Genomic DNA, 25860 nt, shown 5'->3' on the forward strand with positions numbered 1-25860 from the left:
ACCGCCGGTGGTGCGTGATCGTGCCAGTCACTGTCAAGGGGGCATGTGCTGGACCTCAGTCAGGAGGTAGGCGAGGGCAGCGAGCGTGAGGTGGCGGATGTAGTTAGCTGTTGCTGGCCATGAGGTTGTTGACGTTCTTTGGGGGTGGCGACGCAGACTGCTACGATGAGGCGTATGTCGAGCCCTGAATCGGACACTCAGGGGCTTTCGGTCACGCCGTCAGCCCCTCACCTCCGCTGAGCCCCTAGCTCTCTGCCGCTCAGTGCTGCGCGCAGCACGACATTCGGGTGTCCTTTGGGCGCTGACCGTGGTGACGAGACGTTCTCTTGTTCGTACTCTCGCTTCGGAGCTATCTCGATGCCTTTTGCTCTCTATCTTCTTGCCCTGGTGGTCTTCGCCATGGGTACTTCCGAATTCATGCTCGCCGGCCTCGTGCCGGACATCTCCGCATACTTCGGCGTTTCCGTGGGGACAGCTGGTCTCCTGACATCGGCGTTCGCGGCAGGGATGGTGATCGGCGCACCTGCGATGGCCGCGCTCACTCGTCGCCTCCCCGTGAAAGCGACACTCTTGGGTTGTGTGATCGTGTTCGCGCTGTCCCATGTAGTCGGGGCACTCACACCGGACTTCACTGTTCTGTTCATCACGCGTGTGATCGCGGCGGTCGTCAACGCAGGCTTCTTGGCGGTCGCGCTGGGTGCGGCGACGAAACTCGTGGCACCCGACGCCAAAGGTCGGGCCGTGGCGATTCTGCTGGCGGGCACCACCGTCGCAACCGTCGCCGGCGTGCCCGCGGGTACTCTGCTTGGTACGGCACTCGGCTGGCAGTCGACGTTCTGGGCGATCGCTCTTCTCTGCGTCCCCGCTGCGATCGGCATCGCCGCGGGCTTCACCGCTCAAGCTGACGACTCGCCAAGGGAGGAGTCGTTCTCGACCTCGCTGCGGGTGGAGCTAGCCCAGCTTGCCTCCCCGCGCCTCCTTCTGACGATGCTGCTGGCTGCCCTGGTGAACGCCGGAACCTTCGCGACGCTGACCTTCCTTGCGCCGATTGTTACGGATACCTCCGGCATGAGCCAGTGGTGGGTGTCGGTAGCGCTTGTGCTCTTCGGCGTCGGCTCTTTCATCGGAGTCACCGTTGCGGGACGCCTGTCGGATGCCCGACCCGGAATCGTCATCGTGGGCGGTGGAAGCGTTCTTGTGCTCGGGTGGGTCGCGTTGGCGCTCTTCGCGACGAACCCCGTTGCCCTGCTCGGGCTCGTATTCGCTCAGGGGGTGTTGGGGTTCGCTGTCGGGAGCACGCTGATCACGCGAGTGCTCTATGCGGCGGCGAGTGCGCCCACCATGGCGGGTTCGTATGCGACCGCGGCACTCAACGTCGGTGCAGCAGCAGGTCCAGTCCTCGCCGCTGCCGCACTCGGTGTAATGCCCGGCGCGCTCGGGCCGGTGTGGGTGGCCGTCATCGTAACCGCAGCCGCATTGCTGCTCGCCATTCCCGTTCTTCGACTGGTCGCACCCGCCGAGAGCGAAGTGGTCAAATGACGCATGCGAACTCGCCATTGACGGTCGAGGGTCGTCGCCGACTTATCGAACGCTGTCGGACTCGACCCCTCGCGCATGTCGCCGCCGAGATGGGCATCTCCCGAGCCACCGCATCCAAATGGGTCGGACGATACCGCCGATTCGGTGAGGTCGGCTTGCATGATCGTGCGTCTACCCCAATCCGTCAGCCAACGGCAACGCGGAACGAAGTCGTGGTGATGATCGAAGCCATGCGACGCCATCACAAGTGGTCAGCCTCACGTATCGCGTTCGAGCTGGATCAGCGTGGCATTTCGGTCAGCCGCCGCACGGTCACGCGCCTACTCGCACACCTCGGGCTGAATCGCCGGAAGATCATCGACCCGACCGGTGCAACGAACCGAGAACCGCAGAAGATCGTCGCTGAGCGCCCCGGACACATGATGCACATCGACGTGAAGAAGACAGGACGCATCCCGGACGGCGGCGGCTGGCGCGTGCACGGCAAGGGCAGCATCGAAGCAAAGAAGGTCGCGCGGACGAAAAAGAGAGGCGCCAAGACTGGATACGTGTTTCTCCACTCTGCGATCGACGGATACTCCCGACTCGCCTACACGGAAGCACTGTCCGATGAGAAAGCAGTGACCGCAGTTGCGTTCCTCGATCGCGCGAGAGCATGGTTCGCCGCGCACGGCATCACCCACATTGAGCGCATCGTGACCGACAACGGCGCCTGCTACCGGGCCAGCGCATTCGCTGCTGCCATGGGCGAGAGCCGACACCAGCGCATCACGCCCTACACGCCGCGACACAACGGAAAGATCGAACGCTACAACCGCATCCTCGCCGAGGAGTTCCTCTACGTACGCACCTGGCACTCAGAACACGAACGCGCCGCAGCACTCGATGTCTGGAACCAGCACTACAACTACCACCGACCCCACGGCGCACACGACGGACAACCGCCAGCTTCCGCGACGCCGGCACGTGTCAACAATGTCCTGGCCTCGTACAGTTAGCCAGCTCTAGGGACACGTCTGCCGGTTCGAGATGCCCGTGGCCCGTCGCCACCAGCGTTCCTGGTGCCGGTGACTGCCTCGGCGGCCTTGATGACTTATTGCCGCAGTACTGCAACGAACTCTCCCACGGGGAGGGCCTCTGCAGCCGGTCTACGCCCTCGGAGAAGACGGACGCTCCGTCACCTGGGACACCGCGGCCGGCGGCTACCGACTGACCACCTAGGCCGAGCGGGGAGTACGCCTGCCAGACGGGAACAACCGCTGCCATCTACGGGCCGCTCGAGGGCATCGCCTGGGCCAGCCTCGACCACCTCGATGGACCCCAGCCCGTCGGCCGGAAGACACCCAACACCTGGGGCCTATACGACATGCTTGGCAACGTCCGGTAATGGCGCTGAGACTACGACGACCCCGTCCCTTACGGGGACTACCGCACCCTGCGCGGCGGCGGCTGGGCTGATCACCCCTGGAGCGTGCGCGCCTCCGTCCGCCGGGGCAGCGCCCCCAACGCCGTCCTCGACGGACATCGGCTTGCGCGTGGCGCTCGGCCCCGTGGGGACCACGGAAGAAGCGCAAGGGTGGTCCTATGAGACAGGCCGATAACGGGCCGCTGCCTCTGGGACGCACTCCCCGCGGGAGATCGCCCGGTTAGCGGCCAATGGGTCCCCCGCGCAGCTGCCCGGCGACTCTCGCGGGCCGTCGTCGACGGCGGTGGCGTTTTAGCCGCGGGACCACCGGGTGCGGACGAGCGCGCCGTGGCCAGCTGGAGCGAGGTCGTCGCCGTTCCCGCGGGCTCCCTGCACACCGTGGGAATCCGAAGGAACGGCTCCGTCCTGGCGTGCGGCAAACCCGCCGCAGGTCGCGCTGTGACGCGCCTTGCGCACGGGTGATGGCGGGGCTGTGAACGCCCAGCGTCCACTGGCTCCGGTCCTCCGCATGCTCCAATAGGTCGATGACATGGTCTGCGAAGTTCAGCGATGGCCGTCGCGACAAGACTCGCTCGCACCGGAACGGCGCTCCGTTCGAGCCGTCATTCTCGATGCCGACCTTGCGGTGCCTGGTGCACGAGCATGCGTTGGACGGGCACGCCGAGATCCACCGCTACTTCGAGTTTCTGGACGGGGTTGGGCCAGAGGCCTCCGGTATCGAGCTGGTGCCCTTCTCAGGCAATGTGGGCGAGTACGAGGATGGTCACTGGCACCACACCGCAGATGGCCACTTCTTCTGGAGTGACGGGCAGCGTTGGAGACGGATTCGCGGAGTCACCAACGCCGACGATTTGCGTCAGCAGTTCCAACTGGCCTCAGGCTTGGTACCCGAAGAGGCCCTCAACCTTCATCGGTGGCTGGAGGCGGCCATCCGCCTTCCTCAAGTGAGCATCTTCGTCACTGATAGCAGGCCGCTACTGCAACGCCCGTTTATCGAGGGAGTCCAGGTGACCTCCCCGACTGAGGCTCTCGGCACAATCGGTCTTCACATGCGGCTAAATGCGAAGGCCGCGGTCCCCACAGTGGGGCTTTCGCAGTTCCGAATGGTCCTCCCCGATCCTCAGAACTGGGCGGCCGAAGAGCTCGTACCTGAGATCAATGACCTCGCCCGGCTTCCATGGCATCCGGACGGGCACATGGCCATGCAACTGCTTGCCGTGACCAGGCACAGGATGGCCAGATGTCTGACGATCCGCGACGAGCTCATCGCGAGCTACGTCTTCGACGGCTGGCGAAAGCGGGTCGGGGAGCCGGCGGACCTTCTGGTCGACTTCGCCTTGCACCTCCATGGGCTCATCGACGCTCTGGGGCGGTCCCTCAAGCGCGTCACACCTGAACTCGATAGTTCCGTAAGCGATCGCAACGTCTGGCGCGATGACATCTTGCGGAAGATCGCGGTAGCGGCCGGAGGCGAAACAGCAACCGTGCTTTTGAGCGAGGAATTCCTGGCGTTTAGGAGAACCGTCGCATTGCTGCGCAATACGATCCACGCTGTTCCCCCGGGCCGCGGTACGGAGAGTGGCGGAGACCGGACGGGTCCAATCGTCCACCCGCCCGAAGAGGACGTGCATGAGTTCCTCAGGCATACCCAGACGCTCGGACTGACGTCGCGCTGGGTACGCGAGCACCCCACGATGGCGGTGAACTGGTCCTACGAACATGCACCTCGTATCGACCCGATCGCCATGACCGACGACTTACTGGGCTTCGCAGTCTTTTACTTGCGGACGATCGCCCGAGACGACCCGTGGGAAGCCCGACACGATCAGATCCCTCGGGGACAGGCACAGCCGCACCTGGATGGCCAGACTTCCTACCTGCCTTTGCTTTATGGCCTCGGCCACTTGATGACCTGAGAGAACCATGGGACTCAACCCAGAGCGCTTCAGGGGGCGGGCGCTTTACGCCATTCTCGCCTTACCTCGACAACAGGGGCTTGGCCTGGAGCAGTGCGCCGAGCCGAGGTCGCGAGTCTATTCCGCGGACGACCTGGCCATCATGTTGACCACCTTCGGTCGGTGCTGAGACGTCGCGGTCTCGCCCCGCGCGTCAGAGCGGGCGGGCGGCCGAGTCGCCTCGTCCCCGGGAACGCCCAGGCCCCAAATCCCCCTCGATCATGCGACCCATCCCACTCGAGAACGTCGGGGAGGTCTGCCCTGAGAGGGTTCCGCCCACGCATGAGCACGACAAGGCTGAGTTGAGTCCCTCAACAGGGAGATCCGGCGCCGCACGCACGCGGTAGGCATCTTCCCGAACCGGGACGCCGTGATCCGGCTCGAAGGGGCCGTGCTGACCGAGCAGACCGATGAATGGGCCGAAGGCCGCCGCTACCTCGGCCTGGAGCTGTTGGCCCGCTGCTCAGGCCAGGACCCGCGCATCCCTCTAAAACCGGCGTGGTCACGGAAGTGATGCCGACCCTGGAGACCTGACCGGCACAAGCCTCCCAGCTTCGAAGACTGTTACACCACTTCCAGGGACTTGACCGTCGGGATGACTTCATGCCGCAGATCCTGGCAGAAAACCTGACACGTTCTGTCGTGTTCAGTTGCTCGGATGGACAGGTCCACCACCCCAATCAAGGATGAACCTCATGCCGGCACCCAATCTGTTCATGACCTACGTCAGTGACGCTGAACGGCCCACGGCGTTCTACAGCGACCTGTTCGACATCTAGCCGGACTTCACCAGCCCGCGGTACGTCGCCTTCGAGGTGGCCCCGGCGTGCTCTTCGCGATCTGGACCGGGAGCAACGAGCACGCCTCGCCCCGGGTGCCTCGCACCAGCGAAATCGTCCTCATGGTCCCCGGGGCGCCCGCTGCAATAGACACCCTCTATCAATCGTGGGTAGCCAAAGGGGCTCACATGGTCGAGGAGCCGCACGACGACGTCTTCGGCCGGACCTTTGTCGTCGCCGACCCCGATGGCAACCTCATCCGCGTCAGCCCATCGACTGACCTTGGGGCAGCAGCCCCTCAGCGGTGGCGGCGAGTTCACGATCGCCGCCACCATTGAGCGTGGCCGTCATCACCGTCGTGCCGAGCGGTGGCAGCCCCAGACGGAGCCAGGACCTACGTTTCAGGTCGTGCCTGATCCGTTGTCTCCGAGAGATGCCCACCGCGTGTCGTGTGAAATCTTCGCTGCATTTCGACAGCGCCTCAGATCTTGACAGCTCGGGCCGCGTTGCCCTTCTGCCTTTCTGTCGAGATGCACCGAAGATTGCACAAACGCGCGAATACGCCAGCGCCGAGGCTAATTTGCCAGCGTCACGACGCCGTCGAATGCATGCGACCTCGAGAGTCCCGGCGATTTATCACCACCGTCACCTCATCCTCAGCAAAGACGCGCATGATTCGAACGAGTTCACGAAGCGGGACGAAAGTTAGATGCTGGGTACTGGACTTGTCGGAAGCTACCAGCCATCCAGCCAGTTCGTCCGGGATGCACTCGACACGAGGATCGCTCTGGTCTAGCGCCCACCAGTCCCCAAAGGCCATAGATTCGAGGGTCCACGCGAACCGCATGATGAGGCTGTGGACGAAGAGGTTACAGACCTCATTCGCCGTGACCATCACCTCCGCGGGCGCCTCCCTGTCGTACATGGTGAGATCTCCAATGGCATCCCAGACGTCAGGTGTTTTGGCACTCGTCCGGAGGGGATAACGGACCACCCTTGCCTTGGTCTCTCTCGTTGCTTTGGTGACCTTGGATGGCATCCCGAGCAGGCGTCGGACGGCGAAGGCCCCGTTCATGACGTCGCGCTCAACACGGTAGAGCGCTTCGGTCTCCGCCTCGTATGGATCCGCCGTCTCCAGTTCGCCATCGACGGCCTGGTCCAGGACCACGGGCAGGCCCAGTCGGGCCCGTTCCAGGCGCTCGGCAGCGTGGGCAAGGTCTCGCTTCCACGGCCAAGACTCATTGAACATGGACACACCATACGAGCCCGCTGACCGTGAAGCGCCCTGGGTTTCATTCCGATCCAACTGAAGGAGAATCGGAACATGCCCAAGAAGTACACGCCCGAGCGGCGTGAGCGCGCTGTGCGGATGGTCCTCGAGCGCCAAGTGGCCGAGGGACGCCCTCGCTCACACTCGATCCGGGCTGTGGCCCCGCAGCTCGGCGTCGGCGAGGAGACCCTGCGCATGTGGTGCCACCGCCACGGCCACGAGGCAGCACCAGTGCCTGCAGGCGAGAGTCCGGCCGAAGAGATCCGCAGGCTCAAGCGAGAGCTCGCCGAGGCCCGGCGGGCGAACGAGATGGCGGATTCAAGCAGTCAGCGCAACGAGTCCTGTGAGATGAGGCAGTTACTGATCACAGGAGGATCCGGATGCAGGGCAAGCACGGCCATCTCAGCCGGGAGCAGAAGCAGCTCGCACTCAGGCTTCACGCGAAGGGCTGGCGGCTGGTCGACATCGCCAAGGAGATCGGCTGCAGTGCGCCGATGGTCGGCATCATGGCCCGGACCGGCAGGCACGTCGACGCCAAGCCGTTCGGCTGGGAACCACGCCAGGGCAACCTGACGATCGACGAGCGCGAGCAGATCCTGCTGGGGATCAATCGTGGTGACACCTTCACCGCGATCGCCGAGCAACTGGGGCGTGCGGTGTCCACCGTCAGCCGGGAGGTGAAGCGCGGCGGCGGGCGCTGCGACTACTCGGCCTGGCATGCGCACGAACGCGCCCGCCATCAAGCTCGCCGACCGAAGCCATTCAAGCTCGCGTCGGGTCGGCTGCTTGAGGAGGTCGCCAGCCGGCTGGAGCAACTGTGGTCGCCCGAAGAGGTGGCAGCGCGCCTACGGTTGGATCACGCCGATGATCCGGAGATGCGCGTGAGCCACGAGACGATCTACCAGTCGCTGTTCGTGCAAGGCCGCGGCGAGCTGCGTCGCGAGCTGGCGCGGTGTCTGCGGTCCGGACGAACTGCCCGCAAGCCTCGCGGAACCACCGATGGCCGCGGCCGCATCCCCGGCATGGTGATGCTTAGCGAGCGCCCCGCAGAAGCCGACGATCGCGCTGTTCCTGGGCACTGGGAAGGCGACCTCATCCTCGGCGAAGGCAGCCGCAGCGCCGTCGGCACGCTCGTTGAGCGCTCGACGCGGATGACCCTGCTTCTGCACTTGCCCGACGGCAAGAGCGCTGAGCAGGTCGAGGCCGCGATGCGCGCAGCGATCAGCAAGCTGCCTTCCGCACTGACCCGGACGATCACCTGGGACCAAGGCGCGGAGATGTCGAAGCACGCCGCGTTCACCACCGCCACGGGCATCCCGATCTACTTCTGCGATCCCCACTCGCCCTGGCAGCGCGGGAGCAACGAGAACACCAACGGACTGCTGCGGCAATACCTGCCCAAAGGAACCGATCTGAGCGTTGTCAGCCGCGAGGAGTTAGACGCGATCCAGGACAGCCTCAACGGACGCCCACGCAAGACGCTGGGCTATCTGACACCATCAGAGAAGCTCGCAGAGTTCCTTGCGCCCACCGCTTGAATCCGCCGCCGGGAAGCGTCTCGATGCTTGTCGGAGTCCAGGTGTGGGAGGCGCTACCTGTGAACAGCGGAACTCCGTTGCCCAATGTCACGGGATTGATCTTGAGCTGCAGCTCGTCGATCTGATCCAAGAGCTGGCCGGCCAGCGAGCCGCCCCCGCAGAGCCAGATGTCCTTGCCCGGTTCCGTCTTGAGGTTGCGGACACGTTCGGCAACGTTGCCCTCCCACCTTTCGACGGTGGGATCCATGGGCAGCTCACGATGGGTGACGACGATCTGTCGGAGATGCGGGTAGGCGCTCGTGAGGCCGGCGTCGAGTGCAGGTTCATGGGTCCGGACGCCCATCAGGACAGTGTCGAATCGTCGCGGTTCCCCTTTCACGCTCAAGACCTCTCGCAGGTGACAGGGACAGGTCTCCGGGTAGCGGGCGAAGAGTTCGTTCAGCGTTTCAGGCTCGATCGGGAACCTGGAGGTGTCGCCGTCCTGGTCGGCAATGAATCCGTCCAGGCTCGCGGCGACGTAGTAGACGAGCTTGCGCATTCCTTCTCCAATCACAACGGATGTTGTAGTTGAGTGAACCACAACAGCTGTGCTGATGTCATAGGTTTGACCTGTGGTGGCTAATCCCGAACGACGAGCGCAGATCACCGATGCCGCCCTGGAAGTCCTGGGCGCGAACGGCTCGCGCGGGCTGACGCATCGGGCAGTCGACCGAGCCGCCGATGTGCCCACAGGCACCACAGCGAACTACTTCCCCTCCAGAGCAGAGCTCCTCCTGGCCATGGCCCACAGGATCTTCGACTGCTTGTCGCCTGAACCCGATCGAGTCACGCAGCTGGCCGACCTCCCCCCAGAGCGAGCAACGGTGGAGTACGCCGCTTACGCAACCGAACGGCTCCTGGCCGACAGCACACTCGCACTCGCGCTGATCGAGCTGCGACTGGAAGCGGCACGCCAACCGGAAGTTCGCCAAGCCCTGGAGCCGTTCCTTCGCCAGGGATTCACAGACGACGTGAACTTCCATGACGGCCAAGGCCTCCCCGGGGGCCGCCCTGCGGTGCTGGTCACGCACCACCTGGTGATGGGCGTGGTGTTGGATGCCCTCACCATCCCCTTGGACCCGCGCCAGTCCCCGGTCGACGAAGTCCGTCAGACTGTGGCCGCACTGTTCGCCTAGCAGTCGCGAACGTCCACTCGATCAACGTCTCCGGTCAGTACACCTAGAGCAGCCACGATCTGCACCGGAGGTAGAGCGCTCGGGACCCGGGCGCTTGTCGATAGCACCTGGCTCCGCTGTCCCCTTGCAAGAGGCCCTCGGCTACCGCACTCCCGCGGAAGTTGAGTCCCGCATAGTGGTGTAGCGCCCGGTGGTCGGGCACGTCGTCTCAGACGTGGACGCGGCCACCGTGTGATCCTTCGAGTGAACCTCTCACAGCACCCTCGAATGGAGTCATCACGATGACCGCTCCTCATATTCTCGACCCTGCCGGCCTGCTGAGCGAAGCCCTGTCCGAAGCGTCCCCGGACATGATGCGCCACTTGCTGCAGACCATGATCAACACCCTGCTCTCCGCCGATGCAGACGCGGTGGTCGGCGCCGAATGGGGCAAGCCCACCCCGACACGGTCCGCCCAGCGCAACGGGTACCGGCACCGGGACCTGGACACCCGGGTCGGCACGGTCGATGTAGCCATCCCGAAGCTGCGCTCTGGGACGTACTTCCCGGAGTGGCTGCTGGAACGCCGAAAGAGAGCGGAGTCGGCGCTGATCACCGTGGTGGCGGACTGCTACTTGGCCGGGGTGAGTACCCGGCGGATGGACAAGCTGGTCAAGACCCTGGGGATCAATGCCCTCTCCAAGTCCCAGGTCTCCAGGATGGCCGCGGACCTGGATGAACACGTGGAGTCCTTCCGCCACCGGCCCCTGGATGAGGCCGGTCCGTTCACGTTCGTGGCCGCGGACGCGCTGACGATGAAGGTCCGCGAGGGCGGGCGGGTGGTCAACGCGGTGGTGCTGCTGGCTACCGGGGTCAACGGTGACGGCCACCGCGAGGTCCTGGGGATGCGCGTGGCGACCAGTGAGACCGGTGCGGCGTGGAACGAGTTCTTCGCTGACCTCGTGGCCCGGGGCCTGGCCGGGGTCCGCCTGGTCACCAGTGACGCCCATGCCGGGCTCAAGGACGCCATCGCCGCCAACCTGCCCGGCGCCACCTGGCAGCGGTGCCGGACCCACTACGCGGCGAACCTGATGGGCATCACCCCGAAGTCCATGTGGCCGGCGGTGAAGGCCATGCTCCACTCGGTCTACGACCAGCCCGACGCCACGGCGGTGAACGCGCAGTTCGATCGGCTGCTGGACTACGTAAGCGAGAAGCTCCCGGCGGTGGCCGAGCACCTCGGTGATGCCCGGGCGGACATCCTGGCCTTCACGACGTTCCCGAAGGACGTCTGGACGCAGATCTGGTCGAACAACCCGGCCGAGCGGCTCAACCGGGAGATCCGCCGCCGCACCGACGCGGTGGGCATCTTCCCCAACCGGGCGGCCATCGTCAGGCTGGTCGGGGCGGTGCTGGCCGAGCAGACCGACGAATGGGCCGAAGGGCGCCGCTACCTCGGCCTCGAGGTCCTCGCCCGCTGCCGCCTCACCCCCGTCGAGGACACCGGAAGCGAGGTGGGCACCGACACCGACACTGCCCTCGAGCTCAGCGCCTGACAACCCCAACGAAGGATCCAACCGCTACACCACCACAAGGGGCTTGACCCCCGCGGAGGTCGAGGCGGCCTACACACACGACCAGGCCTCAGCGCCCGTTGCGTCCTGATCTCGGAACGAAACCCAGGGCGCTTCATGCCTCCCACGACCGGTGGCTGCGACGTCGCTGGACCGGTGAGGTCCTGTAGCTGATCACCCCCGGCGGAACCCGCCCTCGGAGTCGATGACCTGCCCCACGATCCATCCACCGGCCTGGGTGACCAGGAACTCGATCAGCCGGGCCGGGTCTTCCGGCTCTCCGAACCGGCCCAGCGGGAACGCCGCCTTGATCTCATCCAGGCGGTCGGGTCGGTCCGTGGTCTCCGGGTCCAGGTATCCCGTGTTCACTGGGCCCGGGTTCACGGCGTTGAGCCGGATGCCGGCATCGATCAGCTCATCGGCCACCGTGGGCACCAGGCCGGCGAGCATCGCCTTCGCACCGGCGTAGGCGACCTCGCCGCGCATCGGCCCCCTGGCCTGACCCGAGGTCAGCCAGATCACCCGCCCGTCCTCACCCTCGAACCGGTTGGCGAAGTGCTGGGTGAGCAGCAGCACGGACTGGGCATCGATGCGCCAGTGCTGCTCGAGGGTCTGCGGGGTCATCTCGGCCAGGGTGCCGTCCCCGCCGGACCGGGCGTGGTTGGCCACCAGGATCTCAACGGACGGCCCAGCCCAGTCGATGACGCGGGCGGGCTCATCCGGGTCGGCGAAATCGGCGTCGGTGTGCTCAAGCGTCGCACCGTCCACGAGCTCGGCACGCAGCTCAGCCATCACGGTCCCGACGTCGTCGGCGCCCCAGGGTTGACCGGCGTCGTGCGGGGCGTGGTGGACCAGGCGCAGGCTGGCCCCGGCACGGGCGAGGCGCCGGGCGACGGCGAAGCCGATGCCCTTGCGGCGGCTGACGCCGGTGATCAGGGCTGTCCGTCCCGTCAATGTGGTCATGGCGGGGACACTACCGAGCGAGCCATACGCCGTCACCCCACCGCAACGTGAGGTGTGAGGCCTCTCGTGAGGCCCGTGACTGATCGTCAGCCAGGACCGGCTCGGCTGACGCGGGACGCAGGCGCGCGGAGGGCTCCGGGCAGCGGTCGCTGGGCGAAAGCAGGCGGTCTCGAGGAGTTCCTCGAGTCCGCCTCAGGCAGACCTGCTCGGCCTTGACCGGGCACATCACCCTCCGTGAGCGAGGGCGACGACCCAGCCGGTGCACGACGCCAGCACGACGCCCAGGACAGCGAACGTGATCTGGAGGCGAAGGTGCATGCACAGCACAGCCACGAACTCGCGGATGAAGGCGCTGGGCACGAAGTACCGCGCCGTGGGGGCACCGATCACGTCCGCGTCAATCTCGAGGCGCCGTGACAACAGCGCGGTGCGGGGCACGTGGTAGCCGTTCGTGACCACGAGCAGCTGCCCGGTCCGCTCCGGCCGGTGCACCCCCAGCAGCTCCCGACTGAACCGCAGGTTCTGCTCGGTGGTGGCCGCCCGGGTCTCCGGCAGCACCGCGCCCGCAGGAACGCCGTGCTCGACCAGATACTCCCCCATGGCCTCCCCTTCACTGCGTGGTTCATCCGGACCCTGACCGCCGGAGGGCACGATCACCAGCCCCGCCTCGGGGCCACCCCGCCGACGAAGGGCGTCGGCGCCGCGGTCCAGACGACTGGCCAGCAGCGGCGGCACGCGCCCGTCGATCAGGCCGGACCCGAGGACGACGACCCCGGCCGGGTCCGGCCGGGGCGCACGGTGCTCATAGAGCCGGGCGAACACGTAGAACACCAGGAACTGCGAACCCAGCACCGTGGCACCGAGAAAGATCAGCACCGCCGCCCCGACGCCGACGGGGTGGGCGGTCGCCACCAGGACGACGGCGGCCACCGGCGCGATGATCAGAGCCAGGCCGGCCAGCAGGGACAGCGAGTTGCCCAGCGACCAGCCCTCCCGGGCCAGCATGTGCATCCCGTTGCGGATCTGGATCACGGCCAACGCCACCACCGAGAAGGGCAGCAGCAGGGCGCCCAGTGGCAAGACGAGGGCGGCCGGCACGCCGAGGTACGCACTGATCTCCAGCAGCGCCCAGAACCCGAACCACGCCCCCACCAGGGCCAGCGCGGCAATGCGCAGCCGCCGAGGCTCCTCTGCCCACATGCGGCGGGCCGCCCAGATGCAGGCGGTGGCGAGGAGTGCACTGATCATCCGGCCACCGTCCTGTCCGGCCGCAGGGCCAGCAGGGCGCCGGTCATGCGGTGGCCACGGAGCGGCGCAGGGCCGGTGCGGTGACGTCCACTCCGGCGCGCACGAGCAGCACTCCTGCCACCAGGGTGCCGACCACCACGAGCAGGCTCAGGGGGGCGAAGAGCACGCTGGCACTGATCAGCGGGGCCCCGGTGATCATCGCGGCGCCGACACTGACGACCATGACGGTGCCCAGGGCGAGCATCACGCTGGTGCGGCGCATCGCGTGGATACGCTGCACCGGCATGCCCGCGTAGGACAGCCCGCGGTGCAGCTCGGCCCGGTCCACGACCTGGGCCGACTGGTTCAGGGCCACGGAGCAGGCGGCCAGCACGAAGGAGATCAGCACGGTCACCAGCACCCCGGTGCGCAGGTCCTGCATGAGGATCAGCTCCTCCGGCCGGGAGACGGTTGCCTCGCCCTGGGTGGCCAGGCTCAGCCCAGCACCGGCCATCACGCCCACATAGGTGGTCACGGACAGCGCCCCGACCTGCTGCCACGCCTGCCGTGGGGCGTCCAGGACGGTGCGGGCGGCCACGAGCGCCTCGGGTGTGCGGGCCCGGCGCAGCCGGAGCTTCGCACCGAGGCTGAGCACCCAGGGCCCGAGCAGATGCAGGGCCAGCAGCGGCACGGCCAGGGCTACCAGGACCACGGCGATCGCGATGCCCATGTCCGCGGAGCCACGCGCAGCGGCGATCATCAGCTGCCCGCCGACCACCAGGGCCCCGAACACGAGCAGCCGCACCCAGTGGACAGCCTGCGCGCGCTGCCGGGTGCGCACCCCCAGCGGGGTGATCGCGATCCGGCGCAGTCCGGTGAGCGAGGATACGGCGGCGACCAGGGTCAGGCCGGCGAGCACGGCCAGCACACCGGGCACTCCGATCCACTGGGCTGGCACGCCGATCCGTCCGCCGGCGAACGGCAGCAGCCCGATCAGGGGCATCAGCACCGCCCACCCAGCGACGCCGGCCAGCGCCCCGACGGCGGCGAGCACCGTGGCCTCCACCACGGCCAGACCGGTCAGGGTGGCGGTCGAGGCGCCGATCAGGCGCAGGGAGGAGAGCCGCTCGTCCCGGCGGCGGGCCAGCAGCCGGGCGGCGGCCCCGGCCAGGGAGGCCAGCGGGAGCACGAGCAAGGCCAGGGCGATGCTGGAAAGGACCTTGTAGAACGCGCCCATCTCCCCCGGGATGGTCCAGAAGAAGTGCACGCCGCCGGCCACGGCGAGGGTGAGCGCGGAGGCCACGGCGAAGGCGGTCACCGGCAGCACCCAGATGGTGCGGTCCCGGAAGAGACGGCGGACGAACAGGCCGATCACGGACAGGTTCATCAGCGCACCGTCCCCTCGGAGGCCGGCTGCGCCGGCCGCTGGGCGGTGTCGGACTCGATCCGCCCGTCCCGGACCCGGACAAGGCGGGAGCACGCGGCCGCCACGGACGGGTCATGGGTGACCACCACCAGGGTCCGCCCGCGGGAGACGGTGGAGGAGATCAGGCTGGCCAGCACCGCGTCGGAGGTGTCCGAGTCCAGGGCCCCGGTGGGCTCGTCGGCGAACACGACGTCGGGTTCCACGGCCTGGGCGCGGGCGATCGCCACACGCTGGCGCTGACCGCCGGAGAGCTCGCCAGGGCGGCGGTCTCCCATGCCGGCCAGTCCCAGGGACTCGAGCCACTGGGCGGCGGTCTGCTCCGCGGCCTTCCGGTGGGCGCCGTTGAGCATCAACGGCATGGCCACGTTCTCCCGCGCGGTCAGCTCGGGCAGCAGCAGGCCCTCTTGAAACACGAAGCCCAGACGCTCGCGCCGCAGCCGGGCCCGATGCTCCTCGTTGAGGCCGGTGAGCTCATGTCGGGTGCCGTCAGAGCCGGCGAGGGTGATCTGCCCGGCGTCGGGGACGATGATCCCGGAGAGCACGTGCAGCAGCGTGGTCTTGCCGGACCCGGAGGGACCCATCACGGCGACGGACTCACCGGGGTGGATCTGCAGGTCGACGCCTGCCAGAGCGCGGGTGGAGCCGTAGGACTTAGCTAGTCTCCGGGCGGTGAGGACGGCGGGTGCATCAGGGTTGTCGGTCATGGGATCCACTCTTCGCGGACTCCAACCTGTCGACGACAGACTGGGGATGCATTCTGGTTCAAGCTTCTACGACCCCAGTCCCAGGAACGCCGACGTCATGTGCTCCAGGAAGATGAGCCGGTCATCTCAATCACATGCACAGCTACCTCCTGCCCTCCAACCGTCTACGGGTCCCACCTCGAGCCCCCCGTCGCCACCGATCCATAAAGGACGAGCGGCCGTCGTCACTCATCCCATTCAGGCGCGGGACGGGCCAGCTCGGCCGGGTGCGGTGGTTCCTCAGATTGCCCCGTGACATACAGGACGACATCCCGGACGTACGTCCATGCGTCAATCACGATCGGGAGGTACGGGAAGCCTCCGGTTTGACTCTGGTCGTAGACCACTGTGACGGTCAACGGCAGATCCAATGACTTGAGTGTCTCGAGGTTGAGGTCTGCCGCGTCCGGGAGGTCGATTTCCAGGACGGTGTCACCGTTGCGCACTACGCCGTCACTCGAGTCGGGAAGGAACCTCATGATGTCGTTGACCGATGCCGGGTCCCTCGTGGGGGCAAACGCCTGTTCCGACAGTTCGACTGGCACCTCAAACTGGATCTCTCCTAGCTGATGCACACCCGATGGGTTTGGAACCAGCGCAGCGATGAAGCCATCCCGATGCTTGTCAACGTTGCTGAGTTCAGCGAGCAGACTCAACGGGTGTGGAGGAACCGGATAAGTCCGAGGCGACGCGAACGGCTGCACTCGCTTGACCCGCTCGACGATCACAGGGGGCAGTTGCTTGAGTCGTGACGCCGACTGCTTCTTCCATTCCGCTTCGTGTTGCACCACCGGAAATGAGTTCGACCGCAACACTTTCTCGTCCACCCCTGTGGAGACTCCGAGACCATGCACCATGTTGTCCAGCGCTGCACGAAGATCATGGATGAGATAGCGCAGGGGCCGAGATATATCCGAGCTTTCGATCGGCGGACGGATGCGGGCCGCCCATACCACAGTCTTTGATTGAAAGACACTCGGATCAAAACCCACCTCAACCGAATCAAGATAGCTGGCGTGCGTTGCGCGTAGCTGTCTGAGGGTGAGCTTGGCCTCCCGAATCTTGTTGAGAGCCAGCTTCCCAGCGTCATCAAAGCGCGGGGACGCCCCCGCTCCAAAGGAACTCATCCACCAAGCATGCCCGGTGAGATGCCCCTCGCTGTGCTGACCAGCGGACACCATTGCCACCCGTGTGCTGGTCTCCCCCTCCGACAAGGCTGAACTCGCGGCGGCCTGGGAGGTCGTCTGCGACGCATTTGGTGACCGTGATGTGCCGGGAACGCTGATCGGAGTTGCCGCACTTGGGTACGACCGCCAGCTCGTGGAAGTCGAAGCGACAGCCGCCGTGATCGACTGACGCCCCTCGTTTGGAGCGCCTTTAGAGATACGCCCTCGACCTTGACGCACCTGTAGCGACGGCAGGCAGAACCTAGCTACACCGCCTCGTTCACCACCTCAGGCCACAATCGCTAAAAGGCTTTCCGACCAAAGACCGTGATCGCCCGGTCTTCGCTTTCCCTATCCGGGTACATCTCGATCCAGGTGTCGTCGCCCGTGAGAAGTGGGTGTGTCGCGTACGGAAGGTGAGTGACCAGGTTCCGAAGGTCAACGGAGTCTCGGTGAGGCCCATAGGTGAGCCACTCACTCACGTCAGGGAGGTGCTCGGTAATCTGCGGCTCTCCCGTTACGGCTCCCAGAGGGTTGGCAGCCCAAACCAGCGACCATGCCAGTGGTGGCCAGACGATGTCGGCCAGCGACGTGTGAGCCTGAGAGCGCTCGAGCACCCGGACGGCCCAGACCCTGCTGGCCAACAACCCACTTCGTGGGAAACGGGGGTCTGAGAGGCCCAGCCTCAAACTGAGATCAGCAGGCCAGTCCACGCTGGAACCACGGTGGTAGTCCTCCGTTGCCAACTGTTGCGCAAGGCTCGGGTACCGGGTGCTCAGCCCGCTGTTCAGAGCGAACATGCCATAGAGCACACAACGGATCACGGCACCCGGGGCGAACCTCACGTCCGGCACGGCCCCCGGATGGATGGCCAAACGCCGCGCACCCAAGGTCGTCAACCGCTGCACCTGCGTGGAGAAGTCGGCGTAGGCCCTGTCGTATTCGCCACCGCAACGACTGTTGCACGCCTTACAGAGGCCGCGGACCCACATGCCACCCCTGTTCCAGCGGCCGGGCTCACGGAGCTGCCCGACAAACCGGTCTGGCGCACGCTCCACGCGATCGTCGTTGCCAGCCGCTCTCGGCGGCACGTGCGTGCGGCTCATCTTTCCCTGGGCACCGCAGAGCCCACATGCCCGGACCGCCTTGGATGCCCCCATGTCGGCCACCAGACCGGATGCATTCATGTTCACCGCGTCTTTCTCATCTTCGCTACTCAGCGCTGTCCCGGCCGCGTTGCTGACGTGTCGGGTGCCGGTCCTAGCCGCTGCTCTGGATTGAGGTCGGGGTAGCGACGCAACATCCACGAACGTTGGGCTATACCGACCTCGATGGCCCGACGCGTCTCCACCGGGGCGCCTCCTCGGTTACACAACTCGGTGAGCACACCAATCTCATCCCGCAAGCGCATTCGCGTGCGTTCGAAGTTCTGGCGGCAGTTGCGGCTGCAGAAGGTCTGCGGCCGGCCAGCACTGGAGTCGGTCGGCCATGCGCACATGTTCGTGCAGTCCGGATGCAGACACCGCATCTGTTCAGCGGGTCGCAGCCCGCGCACCAACGCGTCGTCGATCTCGGCCCAGCTGCCCCGCTTCACCCGAGCGAGAGTCCGGACGATCGAAGGGGTCCTCGCCCCGCCCACGCCACCACGTTCATGAGACATATGCACTACATCACCTTCGAGTTGGTTTCATCCGCGGGGGAAGTGCTCGCACACCTGCAATCATGTTATGACTCATGAAAAATCCGCGCAAGTCCCCCAAAGGCGAGGGGAAATTTAGCGGTTCCTCGGGTGTCTAACCATACACATGGGTCACCTTCGTCGATGGGCGCGAGATGATGAGATCTACATGGTCGGCAGGCGGGTCGAGAGATGTAGCTCTAATGCTGACCCGGGTTCAGCCCCGGGCGACAGAGCGTCATGAGACCTATCCTGTTGCGCCTCGCGCTCGTGCAGGTTACCGTCTGCGTAGGCCGCCCGCGTGAGCTGACTCTGATCACAGATGCGCGGGAGGGCGCGACGGGTGCAACCGCCACGCCCTCCAAGTAGCGGCCCTGATACAACGCGAACTGAATCGAAGGAACCGCCGTGTCCCAGCTTATGGGTGACGCCGGCGGAGGACCAGCCACACCCTGGAGCCATCTGGAGTTCTCCACTCCGGAGGGCCCTGTCCTCTGCCACCCCACCGACCCCCTGCCCGACCTTGGCACCATCATGTCCGTGCGGACCCCGCGGTCACACGCGCTGAGCCGACACGTTCCCGTGCAGACATTCAGCGCCACGAACACGGACGTCGTCGCAGTGGAGTCCGGGCTGGAGCAGGAGCTCGTCCTCGTCCTGGACCGAGATCCCGCCCAGGACAGGCTGGTTGGGCAGCCGCTGACCGTGACGTGGGCCAGACAAAGCGGCGGGACCCGGCGGCACACCCCTGACCTGCTGACTCTCACTCACGAGGGGGCCGTCACGGTCTGGGACGTCCGCCCGGAAGGTCGTCGGGACCCCAAGTTCTGGGAGGCCGCGCGGTGCACCCGCGCGGTGTGCGAGCACAACGGGTGGACTTACGAGCTCTTCGGCGGCCTGCCCGAGGTACACGCCATCAACCTGCGCTGGCTCTCCAGCTACCGGCACTCGATGCCCTGGTATGCGGACCTCCGGGACACGCTCGAGAGGCTCGCCTGCACCAATTCCGCCACCATCGGGACCTTGCTCGGCGCCGATGACGGTTCCGGGGAGCTGATCTCAGCGATGTGGCACTGGGCGTGGGACGGACGTCTGCAGCTGGATCTCACCCGGCCCCTGAAAACCAGCACGCCGGTGCGATGGGAGCCGAGATGAACTTCTCCGTGGACTTGAACATCGGCGACCGCGTCCTCACCGACGCCGGCCCGGCCCGGGTGAAATCGATGTGGGCACTGGGCGTGGAGCTGGAGACGATCAACGAACCGGCCAAGCTCGTCCCCTGGACCGACCTGATCATCCGGCCCACGATCGACGGGCAGGCTCAGGCCGTGGATGCTGCCCTGCACCCGTGGTGGGACCAGCTGCCGGAGAAGGTGCAGCAGGACGCCATTTTCAAGATGGAGTGCGTCCTGGAGATTCTCACTGGGTTCCGCAGCGGGCTGGCCTCGCTCGCGCAGCCCCATGAGCCGGTCGTACCGTTCGGCCCGTTCTCCCAGGCCAGTGTGAGCGCTCAGTGCGAGGCGATGGCTCGGCTGGTCAGCTTCGAGAAGTCCGCGGACCGGGAGTTGATGCGCCGGGTCCAGGACGGTGAGCTCGACAGTCCCGGCGTCACGCCCCGTGCCGTGCACCATTGGGTAAGGCGGTGGCAGGCTTCCGGGCTGCGTGGCCTGGTGGACGGACGCGCCCTGCGCAGCGCCCAAGGCTTCGGCGCCCTGGACCCGAGGTTCTTAAAGATCGCGGAGCAGGAGTTCGCCCGGTTCGACGGGTCCGCTTCCGCGACCAACCGGCAGGAGATCCACCGGCGCATCCAGGTCCGCATGCATGCGGAGGGCATCACCGACGCCCACCTGCCCCAGCGGCTGGTCAGCGACTACCTCAGTCACCGGTTCGCGCAGCTGGGCAAGACCACCCGGGCGCACCGCTCGCGCCGGCACCGGAAGATCTCCTCCACTGCCAGTGCCGCCCTCCACCACCTGGGCCACTGCGCCACGGACGTCACCCGCGCCGACAACCTCATCTACGACGAGTTCACCGGCAAGCCCATGAGCGTGGAGATCGCCACCATCATGAGCGTCCCGGCACGAGTCATCGTCGCCGTCCGGGTGTTCCCCAAGTCGGTCAGCGCCACCGAGGTCGCCCTGCTGCTCTACGACGCGATGCGGCCGCAGTCGATGCTCATCGATCAGGACGGCGCCAGTGACTGGCGATGGTGCGGGGTCCCGACCTCGCTCCAACTGCCCGAGCAGGCTTCCCCACTGGCCAATGACCCCGCCAGTGGGTTGGGTGAACATGCGATCCCCGCGATGACGCCCACCCACCTGCGCATGGACAACGGATCGATCTTCCGCAGCGAACAGCTGCGCCGGCTCGCCCTGCACTGGTCGATCACGTTGAGCCACTCTCGCGGCACCCGCCCTACGGACAATCCGCACATCGAACGCTTCCACGAGACCCTGCAGCGCTTCTACCAGCAGCTGCCCGGCTACAAGGGCCGGAACGTCTCCGAACGTGGCAGCTGGACCGGCGTCGTGGCCGAGGCACCCCTGCTCACCGCAGCCGACCTCGAGCGGCAGCTGCGGCAGTTCATCGCCCTGGACTACCACCGCCGCCCCCACACCGGACTGGCCCTGCCCGGGGCACCCGAGGTGAATATCTCCCCGCTGGAGATGTTCGACTGGATCCTGGCCACCACCGGCCGGATCCACGTCCCCCAGCACCCGGATCTGATCTACCAGTTCCTGCCCACCCGGTGGCTCACCCCCGGCCATGCCGGCGTCGAGTACAAGAACATGACCTACGACGCGGCCGTCCTGGATGAGTTCCGAAGCAAGATCCCCGGTCGGTTCCGCGACGAGGACGCCAAGGTCCCGTTCCACTACGACCCCAGGGACGCCACCCGGCTCTGGTTCCGCCACCCGGACACTGACCGTATCCACGAGATCCCCTGGCGCAACCGTCACCTCTTGCACGCACCCCTGACCGACGTCGTCCGAGACGAGGCCCGCCGGCGCATCCGGGCCCGCGGCGGGCCCAAGGCTCTGACCGGCGCGCTCATCGACCGCCAGCTCATCGAAGAGATTGGGCACCTGGCCCACACCCGAGCCGACGAGACGTGGACCACCACGATGGCCGCCTCCCGCATGCGCTTCGACCAAGCCCGACGCGACCACGACGAAGCCGCCCTCGCCCACCGCCTCACCACCCCGGAGGCCCCCACCGACCTTGAACACGGCGGACGGCACCTCCGTCTCGTCCCGCCGGATGCGATGCCGGACCGTACCGCCACCAACGGGCTCGCCGGGCTCTTCGAACCCTGGCCCGACTATGCCCAGGAGATCTGATGGACGCCCTGCTCTGGCACACCCAGGCCCTGACCCCGGCACCCGCCCCGCCTGAACCCGTGCTGCTGCGAGAGTTCTCCACGCTCTCCACCCAAGACCAGGACGAGTACTGGACGCGGATGCATCGGTGGATGTGCGCCTCCACCCTCGACTGCGACCGCACAGCGGCTATCCGGCGCGGCATGGACCGGGTCCTGCAGCGCAACGAGTACGCCCGGTCCGGGGCCAAGACCATCATCGGTCTGTCCGCGCCCAACGGGGTGGGCAAGTCCACGTTCATCAAGTCTTACGCGCAAGACCGCTATCAGCGCATGATGCACGACCAGCCTGTCGACAAGCTCCCCTCCCGCACCGACAGTGGCGGCTCCCCCTCACACTGGATCCCCCAGGTCTACATCACCCTGCGCGCTGCCTCCGAGGTCCCCGATGTCAATGCCGCGATCCTCAGCTACCTGGGCTACCCGATCATGGGGCGCACCACGAAGGACACCACCCTGCTGGTCCACGCCGTCGCCCGGCACGGAGTCAAGCTGCTCATCCTCGACGATGCCCACATGCTCCGAGCCAAACAGGCACGCGCCCGCGACGTCCTCGACTACGTGAAGTTCCTGAACACGATGATGGGCGAACGCGACGGCACGCTCGTGCTCGTCGGCGCCAACATGGAAGGCGGCCCCGTCTACCAGGACCCCCAGGTGGCCGCCCGGTTGCACGCCTTCGCTCTGCAGCCCTACACCGTCCAGCAGGACACCACCGAGCGCGTGGCATGGCAGCAACTGCTGGCCGGGGCCGAGAAGAAGTTCATGCCCTACCTGGACTCGGCGACCGAGGGAACCCTCACCCGAGAACTGGCAGGACAGATATGGGCCCGTACCCAGGGCCACCTCGGGGACACTCACCAGCTGATCACCACAGCCCTACTCGACGCTTTTGACCAGGGCGACACCACGCTGGTCAGTGAGCACTTGCAGGGCGTGCGCCTGTCCGCGCGGGCCGAAGCCGCCGAAGCGGACCTGGCCCGCGAAGCCACCCTGACCTCCCGCCGGGAGCAGAACCGCAAGGCCAAGAGGTGACCGACCAAGAGCATCCACCGTCCGCTCTCGCCCCGATCGTCGGCGAGTCTCTGAGCGGATACGTGCGCCGGTTCAACGCCACCGGCCTGACCCCTCCCCTGGCCCTGCCGCCCCGCTATGCCGACGCCGATCTGCCTCCGGGCCTGACGGACGCGGTGCACCGGAGCACCGGGTTGGACGCCGGCCAGATCAGGAGGATGACCATGGCCGGCTGGCCCTTGATCCTCCGCGGACGCGGCCTCCACCACCGCCGCGGATGGGCCCTGCACCGGCACGACGTCTGGCTCTGCCCAAGCTGCACCCCCTTGACCGGCTACCGGGCACTGCGCTGGCGCCTGGCCCTGGCCCCGGTCTGCCTGCGCTGCCACACCCTCTTGACCCACGAGCGGACCTTCACGCCGACCCGCGCCGCCACCACAGAGGAGCTGGCCCGTCTCCGACGCCTGGACGAGCTGACGACGAGGGCCCTGCAGGGGTCGAAGGCCTCCAGGTCCCACCTGTCGGTCTTGCGCCGCATCTGTGCCGCCGGTGATGCCCACGAGCCTGACGGCGACGTCCTGCCCCGACCGCCCCTCGGGGGCACTTCCAGGCCAGCAGGGAATCAGCGGGGAACCCATCCGCCCGGCGAACCAGGCATCGTGATGAAGCAGCTGGCCACGCTGGACCCCGCGCTGCTGAACGAATCCCGCGCCCGAGCGCACCTGCAGCAGCTGCAGCACCAGGACTCGCTGCCCTCGAGCTCCGTCGTCGCCCCAGCACCGTTCCAGCCCGATAGCCCGACCGCCCTGGCCCTGGCCCGGGCCCGGCGACGCGCCCTTCTGCGCCAGCTCACGGACCTCTGCGCAGCCACCGGTCTGCGGCCCCAGCACATCCCCACCGTGGTCGATCCCTGGCGGTCAACCCGCTGGTCGCGGCTCCGTGACCTGGAAGACCAGGCGTTCGAAGCCCTCGCCCTGCACACCCTGCTCCTGGAGGCACTGGGCGAGGACGCCACCGGCAGCGCCGTGTTCGTCGCGCACGGCATCCCGGCCGTCGTGAACCAGCACGACCTGCTCACCCGGGTCCGCACCCGGGGCACCCTGACCCCGGGCGAGTGCGACCGGCTGCTCGCCCGCGCGCAGGCTCTCGTGGACGACGGGCTCGTCGATTACGCCTACCGACGCGGGACCCTCCTGGCTGTCCCCTCCCTGCCCCGCATCCCCGCCGTACATCTGCCCCGGCACCCGTTCTGGCCGGCCCGCACCCTCGTCCCGGCATGGGCATGGGTGGAGTACGCCCGCGGCCTGCCGGACTCCGGCCCCGCTCCCGATCTCTCCCTCGAGTCCGTGGACCGCTTCCACGCCGACCTCGACCCCGAAGCTCGTCTGCGACTGCTCGAGGCCTTCGACACCCATGTCCGCGGTGAGGATTGGGCCGCGATCGCCTCCGCGGCCGGCAGCTCCTTTCCCACTTTTGCTTCCGCCCATCAGAGGAGCGCCTGATGTCGACGCTGCTGCCCATCCGCCCCAGACCCGCCCCCGAGGAAGCTCTGGACTCCTATCTCGAACGCGTGGCCACTGCCAACGGGGTCACCACCAGCGGCTTCGTTCGACAGCTGACCACCGAAGCCCGGGCGCCCCTGCGCTTCACGAACATCGCCCCACCGCCCCCGATCCTGGACGTGCTGGCCTCCTGGACCGGCACCGACCGGGGACTCCTGCGGGACTGCCTGTTGACGCGATACCCGGTCATCCCGTTCATCGACAGCCAGAACCGTCACGGAACCCGGTCCGTGGTAGCCCACGGATGGGTGCTGCTCAACCGCTCCCAGGCCTGCCCCTGGTGCCTGGCCGAGACCGGAGTCTGGAAGATCACGTGGCGTCTGGCCTGGGTCACCGCGTGCCTAGACCACGATCGTCTCCTCGCGACCGACTGCCCCGGCTGCCAGAAGCCCCTGCGTACGACACATCACGGCGCGCTCCGGCCCGCCGGCCCCGGAGCACGCTGCGGCAACCCCCGCCCCCAAGGACAGGGCAAACGGTGCCCCTTCGACCTGAGCCGGATCTCCCCGCTCTCCGCGCCCCCGCCGGTATTGCAACAGCAACGACGCGTCGAGCGCGCCCTCCGCGGCGCTGAGGTCGAGGTGGCTGCCATCGCTCTCGAGGGCACCACCTACCTCAGACAGCTCCAAGCACTCACCTCGGCGGCAATGGGTCTGTCTGCACCCACCACAGCGGTCCAGCCTGAATACTCAGAGGGAGTCCCGGCTGAGATCTCGACCTTGTCGGGCCGGGCGCGGCCAGCTCCACGCCCCGCAGACATCCGTGCCGCCGCTTACGTCCGAAGGGACCGGACGATCTTTGCTCCCCCATGACACAGACCCCACGCCGTCTCTTCGAGAGATCCCCTCACTGATCCATCTCTCCACACGACCACCACAACATCCACCACGAAATGGAGTGCGATATGACCCACCAGCCCCCTGCTGAACCGGCAATCATCCCCTCAGACACCACCCATGACCAGACGGCGGATCGTAAGCGAGCGAGGCAGTGGCTCAAGACATTGAACGTCTCCCCGAATCCGGAGCTGGTCGAGGGCCTGATTCCGCTCGTCTCGCTCTACCCAAAGAAGTCCGTCCTCGGCTTCTATGCAGGCCGGTTGCTCAAGAAGGGCAAGCTACCGACCGAGGAAGCAGTGTTGAAGCTGCTTTGGGGGCAGCTCGAGCAGATCATCTACTCGATCAAGGCACTGGAATCCCGTACCGGCCGGGACCCTTTCATCACCCCTGAACAAGAGACAGAGATCCTCCAGTGGGTGGACAACTTCTGGGCCCAGCACGGTGAAGGACCGCTGTGGTCGGAGCTCGCCGAGAACTTCCACTGGTCCCGCACCCAGCAGAACCGGCTCATCCACTACTTGGCTGCGCGGGGGCTGGTGACATTCAGCTTCGCCCCCCGCAGCCTGAAAACGGTTCGAGGAGCCACCACCATCCCAAGCCTCGAAGGTCCCGGCAGCGGCTCGTGAGA

24 protein-coding genes and 1 pseudogene are annotated in these 25860 nt (G+C 66.7%); 17 read left to right on the forward strand and 8 right to left on the reverse strand.

The window, feature by feature from the left end; translation table 11 throughout:
• Positions 1–357: 357 nt before the first annotated feature.
• From AAG742_RS10600 to AAG742_RS10630, 7 genes and pseudogenes are all read left to right on the forward strand, one after another.
• Positions 358–1539: a Cmx/CmrA family chloramphenicol efflux MFS transporter gene (locus AAG742_RS10600; RefSeq protein ID WP_237069498.1), complete on the forward strand. Its 1182-nt coding sequence runs from the start codon at positions 358–360 to the stop codon at positions 1537–1539.
• Positions 1536–2537, forward strand: a complete 1002-nt coding sequence (locus AAG742_RS10605; protein WP_237069499.1) for an IS481 family transposase — start codon at positions 1536–1538, stop codon at positions 2535–2537. The genes AAG742_RS10600 and AAG742_RS10605 overlap by 4 nt, the downstream gene beginning before the upstream one ends.
• 287 nt (positions 2538–2824) lie before the next feature.
• Positions 2825–2926 (forward strand): SUMF1/EgtB/PvdO family nonheme iron enzyme, encoded by a 102-nt coding sequence (locus tag AAG742_RS10610; RefSeq protein WP_237069504.1) that lies wholly within the window; start codon positions 2825–2827, stop codon positions 2924–2926.
• A 366-nt stretch (positions 2927–3292) separates the two neighbouring features.
• Complete coding sequence (locus AAG742_RS10615) at positions 3293–3427, forward strand: RCC1 domain-containing protein (protein WP_327021860.1); 135 nt, start codon at positions 3293–3295, stop codon at positions 3425–3427.
• A gap of 62 nt (positions 3428–3489) precedes the next feature.
• Entirely contained in the window at positions 3490–4881 is a 1392-nt protein-coding gene (locus AAG742_RS10620; protein WP_237069500.1) for a hypothetical protein, read from the forward strand.
• Between the two features lie 349 nt (positions 4882–5230).
• A pseudogene (locus AAG742_RS10625) lies at positions 5231–5434 on the forward strand (transposase); the annotation flags it as partial.
• 453 nt (positions 5435–5887) lie between these two features.
• Positions 5888–6037, forward strand: a complete 150-nt coding sequence (locus AAG742_RS10630) for a hypothetical protein (RefSeq protein ID WP_327021861.1) — start codon at positions 5888–5890, stop codon at positions 6035–6037.
• Between the two features lie 251 nt (positions 6038–6288).
• On the opposite strand, the gene AAG742_RS10635 is transcribed toward AAG742_RS10630, so the two are convergent.
• Positions 6289–6948 carry a hypothetical protein gene (locus AAG742_RS10635; protein ID WP_237069502.1) on the reverse strand — a complete coding sequence of 220 codons (660 nt, stop codon included), beginning with the start codon at positions 6946–6948 and terminating at the stop codon, positions 6289–6291.
• 401 nt (positions 6949–7349) lie between these two features.
• On the opposite strand from AAG742_RS10635, the gene AAG742_RS10640 reads away from it, so the two are divergent.
• Positions 7350–8507 (forward strand): IS30 family transposase, encoded by a 1158-nt coding sequence (locus AAG742_RS10640; RefSeq protein WP_050275532.1) that lies wholly within the window; start codon positions 7350–7352, stop codon positions 8505–8507.
• On the opposite strand, the gene AAG742_RS10645 is transcribed toward AAG742_RS10640, so the two are convergent.
• Complete coding sequence (locus AAG742_RS10645; protein WP_298986087.1) at positions 8428–9045, reverse strand: dihydrofolate reductase family protein; 618 nt, start codon at positions 9043–9045, stop codon at positions 8428–8430. The two genes, AAG742_RS10640 and AAG742_RS10645, sit on opposite strands and share 80 nt — an antisense overlap.
• A 76-nt stretch (positions 9046–9121) precedes the next feature.
• On the opposite strand from AAG742_RS10645, the gene AAG742_RS10650 reads away from it, so the two are divergent.
• On the forward strand, positions 9122–9682 hold the full coding sequence (locus tag AAG742_RS10650; RefSeq protein ID WP_237069579.1) for a TetR/AcrR family transcriptional regulator: 561 nt from the start codon (positions 9122–9124) through the stop codon (positions 9680–9682).
• Between the two features lie 281 nt (positions 9683–9963).
• Positions 9964–11217, forward strand: a complete 1254-nt coding sequence (locus AAG742_RS10655) for an IS256 family transposase (protein WP_044658653.1) — start codon at positions 9964–9966, stop codon at positions 11215–11217.
• Between the two features lie 192 nt (positions 11218–11409).
• On the opposite strand, the gene AAG742_RS10660 is transcribed toward AAG742_RS10655, so the two are convergent.
• The 5 genes from AAG742_RS10660 to AAG742_RS10680 all read right to left on the reverse strand — a co-directional run bounded on the left by AAG742_RS10660 (position 11410) and on the right by AAG742_RS10680 (position 16781).
• Positions 11410–12198: an SDR family oxidoreductase gene (locus tag AAG742_RS10660; RefSeq protein WP_237069580.1), complete on the reverse strand. Its 789-nt coding sequence runs from the start codon at positions 12196–12198 to the stop codon at positions 11410–11412.
• Between the two features lie 225 nt (positions 12199–12423).
• A complete protein-coding gene (locus tag AAG742_RS10665) occupies positions 12424–13446 on the reverse strand; it encodes a YdcF family protein (protein ID WP_298986078.1) in 1023 nt (340 codons plus the stop codon).
• A gap of 43 nt (positions 13447–13489) precedes the next feature.
• Positions 13490–14812 (reverse strand): permease, encoded by a 1323-nt coding sequence (locus tag AAG742_RS10670; protein ID WP_237069582.1) that lies wholly within the window; start codon positions 14810–14812, stop codon positions 13490–13492.
• Entirely contained in the window at positions 14812–15555 is a 744-nt protein-coding gene (locus AAG742_RS10675; protein ID WP_158491811.1) for an ABC transporter ATP-binding protein, read from the reverse strand. Before AAG742_RS10675 ends, AAG742_RS10670 begins: the two co-directional genes overlap by 1 nt.
• Before the next feature lie 224 nt (positions 15556–15779).
• Positions 15780–16781 carry a hypothetical protein gene (locus AAG742_RS10680; RefSeq protein ID WP_343282142.1) on the reverse strand — a complete coding sequence of 334 codons (1002 nt, stop codon included), beginning with the start codon at positions 16779–16781 and terminating at the stop codon, positions 15780–15782.
• A gap of 4 nt (positions 16782–16785) precedes the next feature.
• On the opposite strand from AAG742_RS10680, the gene AAG742_RS10685 reads away from it, so the two are divergent.
• On the forward strand, positions 16786–16950 hold the full coding sequence (locus AAG742_RS10685; RefSeq protein ID WP_187357819.1) for a hypothetical protein: 165 nt from the start codon (positions 16786–16788) through the stop codon (positions 16948–16950).
• A 112-nt stretch (positions 16951–17062) separates the two neighbouring features.
• On the opposite strand, the gene AAG742_RS10690 is transcribed toward AAG742_RS10685, so the two are convergent.
• Entirely contained in the window at positions 17063–17953 is an 891-nt protein-coding gene (locus tag AAG742_RS10690) for a hypothetical protein (RefSeq protein WP_343282143.1), read from the reverse strand.
• A gap of 1019 nt (positions 17954–18972) precedes the next feature.
• Here AAG742_RS10690 and AAG742_RS10695 point away from each other — a divergent pair.
• The 6 genes from AAG742_RS10695 (at position 18973) to AAG742_RS10720 (ending at position 25858) form a co-directional block, all read left to right on the forward strand.
• The gene (locus AAG742_RS10695) at positions 18973–19593 is read left to right on the forward strand and encodes a TnsA-like heteromeric transposase endonuclease subunit (RefSeq protein ID WP_196488479.1); all 621 of its coding nucleotides are present in this window, start codon (positions 18973–18975) and stop codon (positions 19591–19593) included.
• Positions 19590–21779 carry a Mu transposase C-terminal domain-containing protein gene (locus tag AAG742_RS10700; RefSeq protein ID WP_298986071.1) on the forward strand — a complete coding sequence of 730 codons (2190 nt, stop codon included), beginning with the start codon at positions 19590–19592 and terminating at the stop codon, positions 21777–21779. The genes AAG742_RS10695 and AAG742_RS10700 overlap by 4 nt, the downstream gene beginning before the upstream one ends.
• Positions 21779–22852: a TniB family NTP-binding protein gene (locus AAG742_RS10705; RefSeq protein ID WP_158491807.1), complete on the forward strand. Its 1074-nt coding sequence runs from the start codon at positions 21779–21781 to the stop codon at positions 22850–22852. Before AAG742_RS10700 ends, AAG742_RS10705 begins: the two co-directional genes overlap by 1 nt.
• Positions 22849–24333: a TniQ family protein gene (locus AAG742_RS10710; protein ID WP_237069571.1), complete on the forward strand. Its 1485-nt coding sequence runs from the start codon at positions 22849–22851 to the stop codon at positions 24331–24333. The genes AAG742_RS10705 and AAG742_RS10710 overlap by 4 nt, the downstream gene beginning before the upstream one ends.
• Complete coding sequence (locus tag AAG742_RS10715) at positions 24333–25205, forward strand: TniQ family protein (protein ID WP_237069570.1); 873 nt, start codon at positions 24333–24335, stop codon at positions 25203–25205. Before AAG742_RS10710 ends, AAG742_RS10715 begins: the two co-directional genes overlap by 1 nt.
• 92 nt (positions 25206–25297) lie before the next feature.
• Positions 25298–25858 (forward strand): hypothetical protein, encoded by a 561-nt coding sequence (locus AAG742_RS10720; protein WP_158491804.1) that lies wholly within the window; start codon positions 25298–25300, stop codon positions 25856–25858.
• Positions 25859–25860: the final 2 nt, after the last annotated feature.

Source organism: Micrococcus sp. 2A (assembly GCF_039519235.1).
In the GTDB taxonomy this organism is placed as follows: Bacteria; Actinomycetota; Actinomycetes; order Actinomycetales; family Micrococcaceae; genus Micrococcus.

Coding starts and splice junctions, on each gene's coding strand:
- AAG742_RS10600 (WP_237069498.1), top strand. CDS start 358: ATGCCTTTTGCTCTCTATCTTCTTGCCCTGGTGGTCTTCGCCATGGGT.
- AAG742_RS10605 (WP_237069499.1), top strand. CDS start 1,536: ATGACGCATGCGAACTCGCCATTGACGGTCGAGGGTCGTCGCCGACTT.
- AAG742_RS10620 (WP_237069500.1), top strand. CDS start 3,490: ATGACATGGTCTGCGAAGTTCAGCGATGGCCGTCGCGACAAGACTCGC.
- AAG742_RS10630 (WP_327021861.1), top strand. CDS start 5,888: ATGGTCGAGGAGCCGCACGACGACGTCTTCGGCCGGACCTTTGTCGTC.
- AAG742_RS10635 (WP_237069502.1), bottom strand. CDS start 6,948: ATGTTCAATGAGTCTTGGCCGTGGAAGCGAGACCTTGCCCACGCTGCC.
- AAG742_RS10640 (WP_050275532.1), top strand. CDS start 7,350: ATGCAGGGCAAGCACGGCCATCTCAGCCGGGAGCAGAAGCAGCTCGCA.
- AAG742_RS10645 (WP_298986087.1), bottom strand. CDS start 9,045: ATGCGCAAGCTCGTCTACTACGTCGCCGCGAGCCTGGACGGATTCATT.
- AAG742_RS10655 (WP_044658653.1), top strand. CDS start 9,964: ATGACCGCTCCTCATATTCTCGACCCTGCCGGCCTGCTGAGCGAAGCC.
- AAG742_RS10660 (WP_237069580.1), bottom strand. CDS start 12,198: ATGACCACATTGACGGGACGGACAGCCCTGATCACCGGCGTCAGCCGC.
- AAG742_RS10665 (WP_298986078.1), bottom strand. CDS start 13,446: ATGATCAGTGCACTCCTCGCCACCGCCTGCATCTGGGCGGCCCGCCGC.
- AAG742_RS10670 (WP_237069582.1), bottom strand. CDS start 14,812: ATGAACCTGTCCGTGATCGGCCTGTTCGTCCGCCGTCTCTTCCGGGAC.
- AAG742_RS10675 (WP_158491811.1), bottom strand. CDS start 15,555: ATGACCGACAACCCTGATGCACCCGCCGTCCTCACCGCCCGGAGACTA.
- AAG742_RS10695 (WP_196488479.1), top strand. CDS start 18,973: ATGTCCGTGCGGACCCCGCGGTCACACGCGCTGAGCCGACACGTTCCC.
- AAG742_RS10700 (WP_298986071.1), top strand. CDS start 19,590: ATGAACTTCTCCGTGGACTTGAACATCGGCGACCGCGTCCTCACCGAC.
- AAG742_RS10705 (WP_158491807.1), top strand. CDS start 21,779: ATGGACGCCCTGCTCTGGCACACCCAGGCCCTGACCCCGGCACCCGCC.
- AAG742_RS10715 (WP_237069570.1), top strand. CDS start 24,333: ATGTCGACGCTGCTGCCCATCCGCCCCAGACCCGCCCCCGAGGAAGCT.
- AAG742_RS10720 (WP_158491804.1), top strand. CDS start 25,298: ATGACCCACCAGCCCCCTGCTGAACCGGCAATCATCCCCTCAGACACC.